Here is a 14,056-nt window from a genome sequence, read left to right on the forward strand (position 1 = left end):
GCTTTCACCCGTGCCCGGCGGGCTGGAATGATTCCCCCGTCAGATTCACGATCATTTTCGCCCCCACCTGACCGGGGCGCACCATCGGGGGAACCGAGAGAGCGGGGCAGACGAGCAGTGCCGCAACTCGTCATCGAGATCAACGGACAGCAGCGGGTCCTGGAACCCGGGCGGTCCTACACCATCGGTCGCAATCCGCAGTCGGACTTCCAGTTCGACGACGCGCGGGTCTCCTGGCAGCACGCCACCATCTCGTTCAACGGGGCGGGTTGGCAGCTGGACGACCACGGGAGCACCAACGGCACCTACACCGGCGGCGCCCGCACCCTGCAGGCGCAGCTGTTCCCGGGCGCCGTGGTCAACCTCGGCAACGCCGAGAACGGCCCCCGGCTCGCCTTCTCCGCGCCGGCCGCCCAGCCCGCCGCCCAGGCCCAGGCCTGGCACGAGGCGACCACCAGCCGCAGCCCCGCCCCGCAGCAGCAGTGGCAGGCCGCGCCAGCGCAGCAGCCCGTGCAGCCCTACCCGCAGCAGGCGCAGCAGTACGCGCAGCCGCCCGTCCAGCACGGCCGGCAGCCCGTCCCGCCGCAGCACGGCCAGCAGCCGTTCCCGCAGCAACAGCAGGGCTTCCCGCAGCCGTCGCCCGCCGCCCACGACGGCGGCCCGCAGCCGACGATCATCCGCAACCTGACCGCCGGCATGAAGACCATCCGGATCGGCCGCGCGCTCGACAACGACATCGTCGTCTCCGACCTCCAGGTCTCCCGCCACCACGCCGAGCTGCGCCAGCTGCCGGACGGCCGCTACGAGATCGTCGACCTCGGCAGCCACAACGGCATCTTCCTCAACGGCCAGCGCGTCGAGCGTCAGCTGATCGGCGCACAGGACCGGCTGACCGTCGGCCACTCCAGCTTCGTGCTGGTCGGCGACCAGCTGCAGGAGTTCGTCGACACCGGCGCGGTCTCCTTCTCCGCCCGGCACCTGACCGTCGAGGTCGAGCACAAGGGCGCCAAGAAGATCCTGCTCAACGACGTCAGCTTCGGCGTCCCGGAGAAGTCCCTGGTCGCGGTCATCGGCCCGTCCGGCTCCGGCAAGTCGACCCTGCTGCGCGCCCTCACCGGCTACCGTCCGGCCGACCGCGGCGACGTCCTCTACGACGGCCGCAACCTCTACAAGCAGTTCGCCGAGCTGCGCTCGCGGATCGGCCTGGTGCCGCAGTCGGAGATCCTGCACAAGGAGCTGACCGTCCGCACCGGCCTCAAGTACGCGGCCCGGCTGCGCTTCCCCGGCGACACCGAGCCGCGCGAGCGCGAGGCCCGGATCGACGAGGTGCTCTACGAGCTGCGTCTGGACAAGCGCGCCGACAACCGGATCACCGCGCTCTCCGGCGGCCAGCAGAAGCGCGTCTCGGTCGCGCTGGAGCTGCTCACCAAGCCCTCGCTGATCTTCCTGGACGAGCCCACCTCGGGCCTCGACCCGGGCATGGACCGCGAGGTCATGCAGATGCTGCGCGGCCTCGCCGACGACGGCCGCACCATCCTGGTCGTCACCCACTCGGTGGCCGAACTCGCGCTGTGCGACCGGCTGCTGGTGATGGCACCGGGCGGCTCGGTGGCGTACTTCGGCCCGCCGGACGAGGCCCTGCACTTCTTCGGTTACGAGACCTGGGCCGATGTCTTCCAGGCCTTCGAGAACTACCCGGACCACGACTGGGCCGGCCGCTACCGGGGCTCGGTGCACCACCAGCAGTACTCGGCCGACGTCGAATCCGGCGCCGCGCAGCCGGTGCAGTCCGCGCAGATCGTGCAGGAGGCCGTCCGCCCGCCGAAGCCGCAGAGCTGGGGCTCGCAGCTGTGGACGCTGATCCGCCGCTACGTCTCGGTGCTCGCCTCCGACCGCGGCTTCCTGGCGCTGTCGATCCTGCTGCCGGCGGTGCTCGGCGCGGTCAGCGTGCTGATCCCCAACGAGCCCGGCCTGGCCCGCAACCCCAAGACGCAGCTCGGCCTGAACAGCGGCGCCGCGACGATCATGCTGATCCTGGCGATCGGCGCCTGCTTCTCCGGGGCGGCCAACTCGGTCCGCGAGCTGATCAAGGAACGGGCGATCTACGAACGGGAACGGGCCACCGGGCTCTCCCGCTCGGCGTACATGATGTCCAAGATCATCGTGCTGGGCTTCTTCAGCGTGATCCAGGGCGCGATCATCTCCGCCGTCGGCTTCCTGCCGCGCAAGCTGCCCGCCGAGGGCCTGGTGATCAAGAACCTGCCGATCCTGGAGATGAGCCTCGGCCTGATCCTGCTCAGCTTCGCCTCGATGATGTTCGGCCTGGCGATCTCGGCCCTGGTGAAGACCGCCGAGAAGACCATGCCGCTGCTGGTCATGTTCGCGATCATCCAGGTCGTCTTCACCGGCTGTCTCTTCCAGGTCTTCTCCAAGCCCGGCCTGGAGCAGTTCGCCTGGCTGATGCCGGCCCGCTGGGGCACCGGCATGGTCGCCACCACGCTCGACCTCTCGCACCTGCTCGGCCCCTGGAACAAGGACTTCCAGAACCCCGAGTACGACGCGATCTGGGGCCACAACGCCGGGCAGTTCTGGTTCGACGCCGGGATCCTGATCCTGATGTCGGTCGTCATCGGCATCGTCGTGACCCGCCTGCAGCGCCGTCACGAGCCCGAGGTCATGCAGAAGGGCTGACCCGCCCGCCGACCGCCCCCGGGGGCGGCCCGCCCCGCCGGGGGAGGGCCGCCCCCGCGGCGTTCCCGGGGCCACCCGGCGAGACCCGGGCCCTGGGCCCTAGGTCCTCAGACCCGGGCCCGGCCCGGCCCCGGGACGGACGCGCGGGCCCCGCACCCGGCGGTAGGTTGGCGTCATGCCCACCGTGCCACGCGACCACCGGCACGCCGGATCGCTGCCCACCGACCGGATCCCGGTCGGCCCGCCGCCCGACGGCACCCTGCCCGCCTGCGAACCCTGCCTCGCCGGCATCGAGGCCGTCAGCCAGGCACTGCTCGCGATGAGCCGCCACCTGGAGGTCCGCGAGGTGCTGCGCCGGATCACCGCCTCCGCCCGCCGCCTGCTCGGCGCCGAGTACGCGGCCCTCGGCGTCCCCGACGACCACGGCGGCTTCGCCCAGTTCGTCGTCGACGGCGTCACCGACGAGCAGTGGAAGGCCATCGGCCCGCTGCCCCGCCAGCACGGCGTGCTCGCCGCGATGTTCCACGAGACCGGCGCCGTCCGGCTCGACGACGTCCGCAGCGCCCCCGCCTTCGGCGGCTGGCCGGACGCCCACCCCGAACTCGGCGCCTTCCTCGGCATGCCGATCCTCGACCCCGACCACGCCGAGGACGAGCCCGGCGTCCTCGGCGTGATCTACCTCGCCAACAAGCAGGGCGGCGGCGGCTTCACCGACCACGACGAGGAACTCCTGCGGATACTCGCCGCCCACGCGGCGCTCGCGCTCTCCAACGCCCGCCTCTACGAGCGCAGCCGCGAACTCACCCTGGCCGGCGAACGCGCCCGGATCGCCCACGACCTGCACGACGCCGTCTCGCAGAAGCTCTTCTCGCTGCGCCTCACCGCCAAGGCCGCCGCCAAGCTCGTCGACCGCGACCCGGCCCGCGCCCGCGAGGAGCTCGCCGAGGTCGCCCGGCTCGCCGCCGAGGCCGCCGACGAACTGCGCGCCGTGGTCGTCGAGCTGCGCCCCGCCGCCCTGGAGGAGGACGGCCTCAGCGCCACCCTGGCCTCCCAGGTGCAGGTCCTCGACCGCGCCCACGCCGCCGACATCGCCTTTGCCGCCGACCGGGTCCGCGCCCTGCCGCAGGCCCAGGAGGGCGCCCTGCTGCGGGTCGCCCAGGAGGCCCTGCACAACGCGCTGCGCCACTCCGGGGCCCGCCGGGTCATCGTCACCCTGGCCGGCACGCCCGCCCGCGGCGCCGTGCTGCGGATCAGCGACAACGGCCGGGGCTTCGACCCCGACTCGGTCCGCCGGGCCGGCCGCCACCTCGGCCTGGCCTCGATGCGCGACCGCGCCGCCGCGGTCGGCGGTCGGCTCACCCTGGACTCCGCCCCCGGAAGGGGCACGGTCGTCGAGATGGAGGTCCCCGGTGCCTGACACCGTGCCCGCGATCCGCGTCCTGCTGGTCGACGACCACCAGGTGGTCCGCCGCGGCCTGCGCACCTTCCTGGAGGTGCAGGACGACATCGAGGTGGTCGGCGAGGCCGCCGACGGCGCCGAGGGCGTCGACCGGGCCCGTGCCCTGGACCCCGACGTCGTGCTGATGGACCTCAAGATGCCCGGCGTCGACGGCATCGAGGCGCTGCGCACGCTCAAGGAGGAGGGCAGCCGGGCCCGGATCCTGATCGTCACCAGCTTCACCGAGCACCGCACCATGGTCCCCGCCCTGCGGGCCGGCGCCGCCGGGTACGTCTACAAGGACGTCGACCCGGAGGCGCTGGCCGGCGCGATCCGCTCGGTCCACGCCGGCCACGTGCTGCTCCAGCCGGAACTCGCCGAGGCGCTGCTCGCCGACGACGGCCCGCGCCCCCCGCAGGGCCGCGGCGGCACCCTCACCGAGCGCGAGCGCGAGGTGCTCGGCCACATCTCCGACGGCCGCTCCAACCGAGAGATCGCCCGCAGCCTCCACCTGTCCGAGAAGACGGTGAAGACGCACGTCTCCAACATCCTCATGAAGCTGGACCTCGCCGACCGCACCCAGGCCGCCCTCTGGGCCGTCCGGCACGGCGGGACGCGCTAGCCCCGCTCCTCGTCCACCAGCGCGTTGTACGCCGCCACCTGGGCCCGGCGGGCCGTGCGCCACAGCGGCGCCAGCACCGCCTGCCGGGCCGCGATCTCCGAGGCGCTCACCGCCGCGCCGTGGCTGCCCGAGGCGATCGACAGCAGCGCCGCCACCTGGCGCGCCGACTCCAGTACCCGCACCGCCCGCGGCGGGTACCCCGGCGCGAGCAGCTCGTCGTGGCCGCGCCGCCGAAAGGCCTCCAGCGCCCGCAGCGCCTCGGGCCCGGCCCCGGCGACGTCCAGCTGGGTCAGCAGCAGGGTCGCCCGGCGCAGCCCGTCCGCGAGCTCGAACTCGGCCTCGTGCAGCGACGGCACGTCCGCCGGCGGCGCGTCGTTCACCTCGGAGCAGCGCCACAGCACGGTCGCCGACCGGTCCCCGGCCGGGCCGAACACCTCGACCTCGGGGACCAGCCCCAGCGGCACCCCGACCGCCAGCACCGCCTCGCCGGCCGCCATCGCCCGCTCGTTGAACGGCGCCGGCCCGGTCAGACCCAGCGGGTGCCCGGCCGACGGCAGCGCCAGCCGCAGGCCCCGCACGCCCAGCACCCGCAGCCGGCCCAGCGCCCAGGTGAGCCCGTGCCGCTCGTCCGGCCCGTCCCCGGGCAGACCGGTCACCCGGTGGCCCTCGTCGGCCGCCAGAACGGCCGCGGCGGCGTTGTCGGGCGGCACCAGACCGGCCAGCAGGGCGTTGCCCCAGGCGGCCAGCCGCCCCGAACGGGGCTCTTCGTACGGATTGTCGGCAGGAGAGGCGAGCATCCGGCCAGCCTACGGAATCGGCGGCCATCCGCGTGGCGTAGGTTTGCCCATGCGTGTGCGGCGCACCCACTCCGTGCCACCGGCCACCAGGGGTAGGCTGCCCGCCCGCACCGACGGCCGAGATATCTGTTTTTGGGGAAGGCGTAGGCATGAGCGACGTGCTGGAGCTGGTGGACGTTTCCGTGGTCCGGGAGGGGCGCGCGCTGGTCGACCAGGTCTCGTGGTCCATCTCCGAGGGTGAGCGCTGGGTCATCCTCGGCCCGAACGGCGCCGGCAAGACCACCCTGCTGCAGATCGCCTCCTCGTACCTCTTCCCGACCGCCGGCAAGGTCACCGTCCTCGGCGAGAAGCTCGGCGAGGTGGACGTCTTCGAGCTGCGCTCGCGGATCGGCCTGGCCGGCGCCGCGATGTTCGACAAGCTGCCGGCCGAGCAGACCGTGCTGCAGACGGTGCTGACCGCCGCGTACGGCATGACCGTCACCTGGCAGGAGACCTACGAGCAGTCCGACGAGTCCCGCGCGCTCGCCCTGCTCGACCGCCTCGGCATGGCGAGCCTGACCGACCGCCGCTTCGGCACCCTCTCCGAGGGCGAGCGCAAGCGCACCCTGATCGCCCGCGCCCTGATGACCGACCCCGAGCTGCTGCTGCTCGACGAGCCCGCCGCCGGCCTCGACCTCGGCGGCCGCGAGGACCTCGTCCGCCGCCTCGGCGCCCTGGCCCAGGACGAGTTCGCGCCGGCCATGGCGATGGTCACCCACCACGTCGAGGAGATCGCCCCCGGCTTCACCCACGTCCTGATGATCCGCCAGGGCAAGGTGCTCGCCGCCGGCCCGATCGACACCGAGCTGACGGCACGCAACCTCTCCAAGTGCTTCGGCCTGCCGCTGACCCTGGAGCGCCACGGCGACCGCTGGTCCGCCCAGGGCCTGCCGCTCGGCTGACGCCGGATCGGCTCCGCGCGGGCTCCGGCACGGGCTCCGCGCCCGTGCCTCGGGGGGCTCCGCGCGGGCCTCGGGGGGCTCCGCCGGGGCCACCGGGCCCCAATCGAACTCGGTCGAACCGGAACCGGTCGCACGCGCGACCGGTTTCCGCCCCTCCACCTGCGGGAACTGACCGCCTCGAAGGCCCTTCCCTCCCTAGGATGGACACGTGGACAGCTGGATCTGGTGGCTTCTGGTCGCCGTCGGCCTCGGTATACCGCTGGTGATCACCGCGATGCCGGAACTCGCCATGTTCGCGATCGGCGCGCTCGTCGCGGCCGGCGTCGCGGGCTTGGGCGCCGACCCGGTCTGGCAGGTCCTGACCTTCGTCGCGGCCTCGGTCGCGCAACTGGTCGTCGTCCGTCCCGTCGCCTACCGGGCACTGCGGAAGGGCCCGCAGATCAAAATGGGCATCGAGGCGCTCAAGGGCGCCACCGCGGTCGTCGCGGAAAGGGTCGACGCGGAGGGCGGCCGGATCAAGCTCAACGGCGAGATCTGGTCGGCCCGAGCGCTCCACCCCGAGCAGGTCTACCAGCCGGGGGAGCAGGTCGACGTCGTCGAAATCCAGGGCGCGACCGCCCTGGTCGTCTAGGGGAGAGTCCGTGGAACCCGTCCTTATCGTCCTGGTCGTCCTGGTCGTGGTGGCCTTCATCGCGCTGATCAAGACGATTCAGGTCATCCCGCAGGCCAGCGCCGCGATCGTGGAGCGCTTCGGCCGCTACACCCGGACGCTCAACGCAGGCCTGAACATCGTCGTCCCGTTCATCGACCGCGTCCGCAACCGGATCGACCTGCGCGAGCAGGTCGTGCCGTTCCCGCCGCAGCCGGTGATCACCCAGGACAACCTGGTCGTCAACATCGACACGGTGATCTACTACCAGGTCACCGACGCCCGGGCCGCCACCTACGAGGTCGCCAGCTACATCCAGGCGATCGAGCAGCTCACCGTCACCACGCTGCGCAACATCATCGGCTCGATGGACCTCGAATCCACCCTGACCTCGCGCGAGGTCATCAACGCCGGCCTGCGCGGGGTGCTCGACGAGGCCACCGGCAAGTGGGGCATCCGGGTCAACCGCGTCGAGCTGAAGGCCATCGAGCCGCCGACCTCCATCCAGGACTCGATGGAGAAGCAGATGCGCGCCGAGCGGGACAAGCGCGCCGCGATCCTCACCGCCGAGGGCAACCGGCAGTCGCAGATCCTGCGCGCCGAGGGTGAGAAGCAGGCCGAGGTCCTCAAGGCCGAGGGTGAGGCCCAGGCCGCGGTGCTGCGCGCCGACGGTGAGGCCGCCGCCATCCGGACCGTCTTCGAGGCGATCCACGAGGGCGACGCCGACCAGAAGCTGCTCGCCTACCAGTACCTCCAGACCCTGCCCGAGCTGGCCAAGGGCGACGCCAACAAGCTCTGGATCATCCCCAGCGAGGTCGGAGACGCGCTCAAGGGCCTCGGCGGCGCCTTCAACGGCCTGACCGGCAACGGCGGCGGTGCCAACGGCGGCGCGGTGGCCGCCCCCAGCGCCGCCCCGGCCGCGCCGCCGGCCGCCACCCAGGTCCCGATCGACCCGGCCGCCGGCCCGCGCCCGCTGGACACCGACACCAAGGGTTCCGCACGGCCCCGGATCGACCCGCTCCGCGAGTACCGCAAGAACGACCCGCAGTGACCGGCCGGTAGGTCCCGGACGCCCTGGCGAGGGCCCGTCCCCGTTCCGCACGGGGGCGGGCCCTCGCGCGCGACGGGCCCGCGGCCGTGTGTCGTACGTCCCGAATCGCGGGTGCCTCTGGAACCCCCGCCGGTCCGTCCGGCATGATCACCGCGACGGGACCCCACGGGAGGTGGCTCATGACGGTCTGGGAGGCGATCGCCGTCCTGGCGGCAGGTGTCGGCGCCGGAATGATCAATGTGATCGTCGGCTCCGGCACGCTCATCACCTTCCCGGTGCTGCTCGCCGTCGGCCTTCCCCCGGTCACCGCCAACGTCTCCAACTCCTTCGGCCTGGTGCCCGGCTCGCTCAGCGGCGTGATCGGCTACCGACGGGAGCTGGAAGGCCAGGGCGCCCGGCTCGCCCGCTTCGGCACCGCCTCGCTGCTCGGCGGCGTGCTCGGCGCCTACCTGCTGATCGAACTGCCCAGCGCCGCCTTCGACGCGATCGTCCCGGTGCTGATCCTGCTCGCCCTCGTCCTGGTGGTGCTGCAACCCCGGGTCGCCCGGGCCGTCGCCGCCCGCCGCCGCCCCGACGGCGACCCGCACGGCGGGGTGCCGCTGCTCATCGGGATCTTCCTCACCGGCGTCTACGGCGGCTACTTCGGCGCCGCCCAGGGCGTGCTGCTGCTGGCCCTGATGGGCATGCTGCTCCAGGAGGACCTGCAGCGGATCAACGGCGTGAAGAACGCCCTCGCGATGATCGTCAACGGCGTCGCGGCGCTGTTCTTCCTCTTCACCTCGACGGTGAACTGGGCCGCCGCAGGCCTCATCGCGGTCGGCTCGCTGGTCGGCGGGCTGGTCGGCGCCCGGGTCGGCCGCCGGCTGCCGCCGCAGGCGCTGCGCGCGGTCATCGTGGTCGTCGGCCTGGCCGCCGTCGTCAAGCTGCTCACCGACTGAGGCCGCGCTCCGAGGTGTCGCCGACGTCCGGGGGCCCGGCCTCTATATCGTCCTGTGCGGGCACGTCCCGAACGAACTGACAGCGACCGGCGACAGGAGTGGGCCGATGAGCCGCGAACGGCTGACCGAGGACGAGATCACCGCCGGGCTGGCCGCCCTGGCGCACTGGACGCGCGAGGGCGACACCATCGTCCGGACCGCCGACGCCCCGGACTTCCCCGCCGGGATCCGGGTCGTCGTTTCCGTCGCCGCCACCGCCGAGGCGATGGACCACCACCCCGACGTGGACATCCGCTGGCGCACCCTGCGCTTCGCCCTCTCCACCCACAGCGCCGGGGGCCTCACCGCCCTCGACCTCGACCTCGCCGCCCGGATCGACGACGCCCTGGCCGCCGAGTCCGCCCGATAGGGCCGGTCCCCGGGCACACCTGACAGAGCCGGAACCGTTCCCTCCGGGCCGCGCCGGGGCCGTGAGATGCTGGCTGCCGCAGTGCAGGCGGTCGGGAGGGACGGAACGGATGGCGCAGGACCCCCTCGGCGACGGCCACCCGCAGCCGTGGTACCCCCAGCAGGCGGGCCACCAGCAGGCGGACCCCCGGGGACCGGAGGCGCCGTACCTCCCGTACGACCCCTACCACCCCTACGGCCAGGGGCAGCAGCAGCCCGACGCCTACGTCCCGGACGCGCACCCCCACGACGGGCACTCCCAGCACCCTCAGCAGCAGTACGCGCCCTACGTCGTCGTGCCGCAGCAGCCGGTGGGGGAGGAGCTGTACGTGCCCGCCGGTGCCGAGTACACCGCCGACGGTTACGTCCAGCCGGCGCCCGAGGCCGAGGCCGACCCCGAGCCCTCGCCCGCCGCGGACATGGAGGCGGCGGCGGACCCCGTGCCCGCCGCCGTCCCGCCGTCCTCCCGGCGGGCCCGCCGTGCCGCACGGCCCGGTCCCACCGGGGCCGCCGCCGCCCCCGGCCGGCGCGCCCTGCTGGTGCGCAGCGGCGCCGGGGTGGCCGCGCTCGGCGTCCTGGTCGCGGCCGGCCTGATGGTGAGCGCCGAAGGCGGCGGCAGCGCCTCCGCCGACAGTTCCGGCGAGCCCGGCTTCACCACCGCCCACAGCCGGACCTGGGCCGCCCGGGCCGACGCCGGCGGGCCCGGCGGCGACGACACCCTCGTCGGCAGCTGGCTGCTCGACGGCGCGGTGGTGCGCGCCGACGCCACCGGCGTGCGCGCCTACGGCCTGACGGACGGCCGACCGGTCTGGGCGGTGGAGCCGCCCGCCGCCGGCGCCGTCCCGTGCGGACTGTCGCCGACCGTCAACCGGACCGGCCTGGGAGCCGTGCTGTTCCGGCCGCAGGCCGACCCGAAGAGCCCGTGCGCCCTGGTCACCGCCGTCGACACCAAGGACGGCCGGGCGGCCTGGACCAAGCCGCTCACCGATACCAAGGGCTCCTACGGCGCGCGCGTCGGCGTCACCGACGACAAGGTGATCGCGGTCGGCGACAGCCACGCCGTCGCCTGGCAGTCGGCCGACGGCGCGGACCTCTGGCAGTACACCGGGCAGGGGAAGTTCTGCACCCTCTCCGGCGGCGTCTCCGGCGGGACCGTCCTGGTCGCCAGCTCCTGCGCCGACTCCACCCCCATCGACCAGGCCGTCGCGCTGAACACCGCCGACGGCAAGGTCTCCTGGTGGCGCGGCCTGAACAACCGGCCGAAGACGGCGACCGTGCTCTCCGCCGAGCCGCCCGTCGTCCTCACCACCGGCGAGAAGCCCGAGGACGACCGGGTGTTCGCCTGGGGCCAGGCCGGCGACCCCACCGCCGAGATCCCGGTCGCCGACGCCGACGGCCGGCTCGACGTCGCCCACGGCACGTTTTCGGCCACCCCCGGGGTCTTCTTCCACGACCGCACGATGGTCACCACGGTCACCACCGCCGCCTCGGCGAACGGCACCGGCGGGCCGGTCGCGGTGGTCGGCTACGACCTGGACACCGGCAAGCAGCGCTGGCGGACCCCCGCCCGGGAGAAGGGTGCCGCCCGGGCCGTCGGGGTGGACGGCGGCGCGCTGGTGCTCGCCGTCGACGAACGCAGGGAGCAGCCGGCGCACCTCAGCCGCTTCGCCCTGGACGGCGGGCACGAGACGGTCGGCGGCGACTTCCCGTCCGGCACCGGCTCGCTGCTGGTCTCCGGGCGCGTCCTGATCGGCGGCGGCCGGATCGTCGCCGTCCCCGAGCACTCGACCAACTTCGGTACCGCGACGGGCTTCCGGGCGAAGGAATGAGCGCGCGCCGGGCCGGGAACCGACCTCCCCCGTCGGTCCCCGGCCCGGCTTTCCCCCGTGTTTCCCCCCTGTTCGTGGTCCGTCCCGGCCGACCCGGCCCGCCCGGCCCGCTCAGGCGGCGGACGGCGCGGCCGCGGCGACGGCCTGGGCCGGCAGCCAGTCGGCCAGCTCCCGGACGTCCGAGCCGCGCAGCCCCAGCGCCATCATCAGCGTCGCCTGCGGCGTCGGGACGAACGGTTTGCGGAGCAGCTTCATCCCCGCCTGCTCCGGCGTCCGGTCGGCCTTGAGCTGGTTGTCCTCCGCGCAGGCGGCCACGGTGTTCAGCCAGGTGTCCCCGCCACCGCGCGACCTCGGCTGCAGGTGGTCCACCGTGGTGGCCCGCCGCTCGCAGTAGGCACACAGGTGCTGGTCACGGACCAGAACCCCGCGGCGGGACCACGGAGCCTGTTGTCGGAACGGCACCCGGACGTACCGCTGGAGTCTGATCACCCGCGGCACCGGTACCGTCACCCCGGTCCCGCGCATGGTGCGCAGTGGGTGCGCCTGCTCGACCACGGCCTTGTCCTGGAGCACCAGGACCACGGCGCGCTGGAGCGACACCGTCGTCAGCGGCTCGTAGCTTGCGTTCAGAACCAGCGTGCTGCGCACCTCGGCCACCCTTCCGCGGGCGTGCCACGGCGGCACGACCGTCCTCACCCACGTCACTGCCGCCGCGCGGCGGTGGGACCACTCTGAAGGGGCTCCCCGCCGTCGAACAACGGAATTTCCGGTGTCACGGAGGGGCATGACCACGTCGGAACCCGGCCCTCGCGGCGCGTCCATGCCAGTGCGGCGAAAACTCGCCGGCGGCGACCGCGTAGGCTCTACATCGCTGGAGTCGTCCTGCACCGGGACCCGATCGAACCGGGCCCGCACCGGACGGGACGCCCGACCGAAGGAGAATCGTGACCGTGACGGACATCGTCGACGAGCTGCGGTGGCGTGGGCTGATCGCCCTTTCCACCGACGAGGACGCACTGCGCAAGGCGTTCGCGGACGGCCCGGTCACGTTCTATTGCGGCTTCGACCCGACGGCCCCGAGCCTGCACCTCGGCAACCTGGTCCAGATCCTCACCATGCGCCGCATCCAGCAGGCGGGAAACCTCCCGCTCGGCCTGGTCGGCGGTGCCACCGGTCTGATCGGCGACCCGAAGCCCACCGCCGAGCGGGTGCTCAACGACCCCGAGACGGTGGCCGGCTGGGTGGAGCGCCTGCGCGGGCAGATCTCCCGCTTCCTGGACTTCGAGGGCCCGTACGCGGCGCGCATGGTCAACAACCTGGACTGGACCTCCGGGATGTCCGCGATCAGCCTGCTGCGCGACGTGGGCAAGTACTTCCGCGTCAACAACATGATCGCCAAGGAGGCCGTCGCCCGACGGCTCAACTCCGACGCGGGCATCAGCTACACCGAGTTCAGCTACCAGATCCTCCAGGGCATGGACTACCTGGAGCTGAACCGCCGCTACGGCTGCACCCTGCAGACCGGTGGCAGCGACCAGTGGGGCAACCTCACCGCCGGCACGGACCTCATCCGCAAGGCCGACGGCAAGTCGGTGCACGCGCTGGCCACGCCGCTGATCGTCAAGGCCGACGGCACCAAGTTCGGCAAGACGGAGTCCGGCACGGTCTGGCTCGACCCCGAGCTGACCACCCCGTACGCCTTCTACCAGTTCTGGCTGAACGCGGACGACCGGGACGTCCCCAACTTCCTGCGGATCTTCAGCTTCCGCTCGAAGGAGGAGATCGAGGAGCTGGAGCGCGAGACCACCGAGCGCCCGGCCGCCCGCCTCGCCCAGCGCGCCCTCGCCGAGGAGCTGACCACCCTGGTGCACGGCGCCGACCAGTACGAGCGCGCGGTCGCCGCCTCCAAGGCGCTGTTCGGCCAGGGCGACCTCGCCGACCTGGAGGCCCCCACCCTGGCCGCCGCGCTCGCCGAGGTCCCGAAGGCCGCGGTCACCGAGCTCCAGCCGATCGTGGACCTGCTGGTCGCCGTCGGCCTCTCCCCGAGCCGTTCGGCCGCCCGCCGGACGATCAAGGAGGGCGGTGCCTACCTCAACAACGTCAAGGTGACGGACGAGGAGGCGGTGCCGGCCGAGGCCGACCTGTTGCACGGTCGCTGGCTGGTCCTGCGCCGGGGCAAGCGCAACCTGGCCGCGGCCGAGCTGAGCAAGTGATCGAACCGGCCGCGTTGGCCGGAACACGACGCCGCTGACCTGCGGCTTCGACCCTGAGGGGCGGGATCCAGCCGGATCCCGCCCCTTGAGGTTTGACGATGTCCTCCAGGTGGCCTAGTGTTGAACGAGTCGCTGAAGCGGCCACACCACTCAGCGCACCACGCTCCAAGCATGAATTTCGAGTGACACTCGGAATGCGCTAATGTGGAGGGCGTCGCGAAAAGTGACCCCGGACCAGTTCGGGAAATCGGATGAATGAAACTCCGGAAAACGGAGCGGAAAACGTCTGATAAGCTGGAAACACGAAAGAACGAAGCGCCCGGAGGGCCCGCTGGAAGGCGGCCTGAAGGAAGCGTCCGTTCCTTGAGAACTCAACAGCGTGCCAAAAGTCAACGCCAGATATGTTGACATCCCCGGCCTCAGATTCTCTGGGGTTGGAG

Annotated in this window: 12 protein-coding genes; 10 read left to right on the forward strand and 2 right to left on the reverse strand. The window is 72.8% G+C overall.

From position 1 onward, the window contains the following. Window positions 1–117 precede the first annotated feature (117 nt). The 3 genes from ACFU9E_RS29695 to ACFU9E_RS29705 all read left to right on the forward strand — a co-directional run bounded on the left by ACFU9E_RS29695 (window position 118) and on the right by ACFU9E_RS29705 (window position 4,751). Entirely contained in the window at window positions 118–2,691 is a 2,574-nt protein-coding gene (locus ACFU9E_RS29695; RefSeq protein ID WP_380683190.1) for an FHA domain-containing protein, read from the forward strand. 319 nt (window positions 2,692–3,010) lie between these two features. Then, entirely contained in the window at window positions 3,011–4,108 is a 1,098-nt protein-coding gene (locus tag ACFU9E_RS29700) for a GAF domain-containing sensor histidine kinase (RefSeq protein ID WP_380683196.1), read from the forward strand. Continuing rightward, complete coding sequence (locus ACFU9E_RS29705) at window positions 4,101–4,751, forward strand: response regulator (RefSeq protein WP_380683191.1); 651 nt, start codon at window positions 4,101–4,103, stop codon at window positions 4,749–4,751. The genes ACFU9E_RS29700 and ACFU9E_RS29705 overlap by 8 nt, the downstream gene beginning before the upstream one ends. Here ACFU9E_RS29705 and ACFU9E_RS29710 read toward each other — a convergent pair. Beyond that, window positions 4,748–5,548 (reverse strand): hypothetical protein, encoded by an 801-nt coding sequence (locus ACFU9E_RS29710; RefSeq protein WP_380683192.1) that lies wholly within the window; start codon window positions 5,546–5,548, stop codon window positions 4,748–4,750. The genes ACFU9E_RS29705 and ACFU9E_RS29710 overlap by 4 nt on opposite strands. A 149-nt stretch (window positions 5,549–5,697) precedes the next feature. Between ACFU9E_RS29710 and ACFU9E_RS29715 the strand changes: the two genes are divergently transcribed. From ACFU9E_RS29715 to ACFU9E_RS29740, 6 genes are all read left to right on the forward strand, one after another. Beyond that, window positions 5,698–6,489, forward strand: a complete 792-nt coding sequence (locus tag ACFU9E_RS29715) for an ABC transporter ATP-binding protein (RefSeq protein WP_355374589.1) — start codon at window positions 5,698–5,700, stop codon at window positions 6,487–6,489. Window positions 6,490–6,697: 208 nt separating this feature from the next. Continuing rightward, complete coding sequence (locus ACFU9E_RS29720) at window positions 6,698–7,120, forward strand: NfeD family protein (RefSeq protein WP_355374586.1); 423 nt, start codon at window positions 6,698–6,700, stop codon at window positions 7,118–7,120. A 10-nt stretch (window positions 7,121–7,130) separates the two neighbouring features. Next, window positions 7,131–8,189, forward strand: a complete 1,059-nt coding sequence (locus tag ACFU9E_RS29725; protein WP_380683193.1) for an SPFH domain-containing protein — start codon at window positions 7,131–7,133, stop codon at window positions 8,187–8,189. Between the two features lie 179 nt (window positions 8,190–8,368). Continuing rightward, window positions 8,369–9,127, forward strand: a complete 759-nt coding sequence (locus ACFU9E_RS29730; protein WP_380683194.1) for a sulfite exporter TauE/SafE family protein — start codon at window positions 8,369–8,371, stop codon at window positions 9,125–9,127. Window positions 9,128–9,233: 106 nt separating this feature from the next. Then, window positions 9,234–9,536 (forward strand): 4a-hydroxytetrahydrobiopterin dehydratase, encoded by a 303-nt coding sequence (locus tag ACFU9E_RS29735; RefSeq protein WP_380683195.1) that lies wholly within the window; start codon window positions 9,234–9,236, stop codon window positions 9,534–9,536. 109 nt (window positions 9,537–9,645) lie between these two features. After that, complete coding sequence (locus tag ACFU9E_RS29740) at window positions 9,646–11,403, forward strand: PQQ-binding-like beta-propeller repeat protein (RefSeq protein WP_380715487.1); 1,758 nt, start codon at window positions 9,646–9,648, stop codon at window positions 11,401–11,403. A 111-nt stretch (window positions 11,404–11,514) separates the two neighbouring features. Here ACFU9E_RS29740 and ACFU9E_RS29745 read toward each other — a convergent pair whose 3' ends face one another. Next, on the reverse strand, window positions 11,515–12,051 hold the full coding sequence (locus ACFU9E_RS29745; RefSeq protein ID WP_380689417.1) for an HNH endonuclease: 537 nt from the start codon (window positions 12,049–12,051) through the stop codon (window positions 11,515–11,517). Window positions 12,052–12,353: 302 nt separating this feature from the next. Here ACFU9E_RS29745 and tyrS point away from each other — a divergent pair, with 302 nt between their 5' ends. Then, window positions 12,354–13,616: a tyrosine--tRNA ligase gene (gene tyrS, locus ACFU9E_RS29750; protein WP_355374682.1), complete on the forward strand. Its 1,263-nt coding sequence runs from the start codon at window positions 12,354–12,356 to the stop codon at window positions 13,614–13,616. Window positions 13,617–14,056: the final 440 nt, after the last annotated feature.

It is taken from the genome of Kitasatospora sp. NPDC057595 (assembly GCF_042800875.1).
Classification (GTDB): domain Bacteria; phylum Actinomycetota; class Actinomycetes; order Streptomycetales; family Streptomycetaceae; genus Kitasatospora.

Excerpts from the sequence above, each read along its gene's own strand:
- ACFU9E_RS29700 (WP_380683196.1), top strand. The coding sequence starts at position 3,011 with ATGAGCCGCCACCTGGAGGTCCGCGAGGTGCTGCGCCGGATCACCGCC.
- ACFU9E_RS29710 (WP_380683192.1), bottom strand. The coding sequence starts at position 5,548 with ATGCTCGCCTCTCCTGCCGACAATCCGTACGAAGAGCCCCGTTCGGGG.
- ACFU9E_RS29715 (WP_355374589.1), top strand. The coding sequence starts at position 5,698 with ATGAGCGACGTGCTGGAGCTGGTGGACGTTTCCGTGGTCCGGGAGGGG.
- ACFU9E_RS29730 (WP_380683194.1), top strand. The coding sequence starts at position 8,369 with ATGACGGTCTGGGAGGCGATCGCCGTCCTGGCGGCAGGTGTCGGCGCC.
- ACFU9E_RS29735 (WP_380683195.1), top strand. The coding sequence starts at position 9,234 with ATGAGCCGCGAACGGCTGACCGAGGACGAGATCACCGCCGGGCTGGCC.
- ACFU9E_RS29740 (WP_380715487.1), top strand. The coding sequence starts at position 9,646 with ATGGCGCAGGACCCCCTCGGCGACGGCCACCCGCAGCCGTGGTACCCC.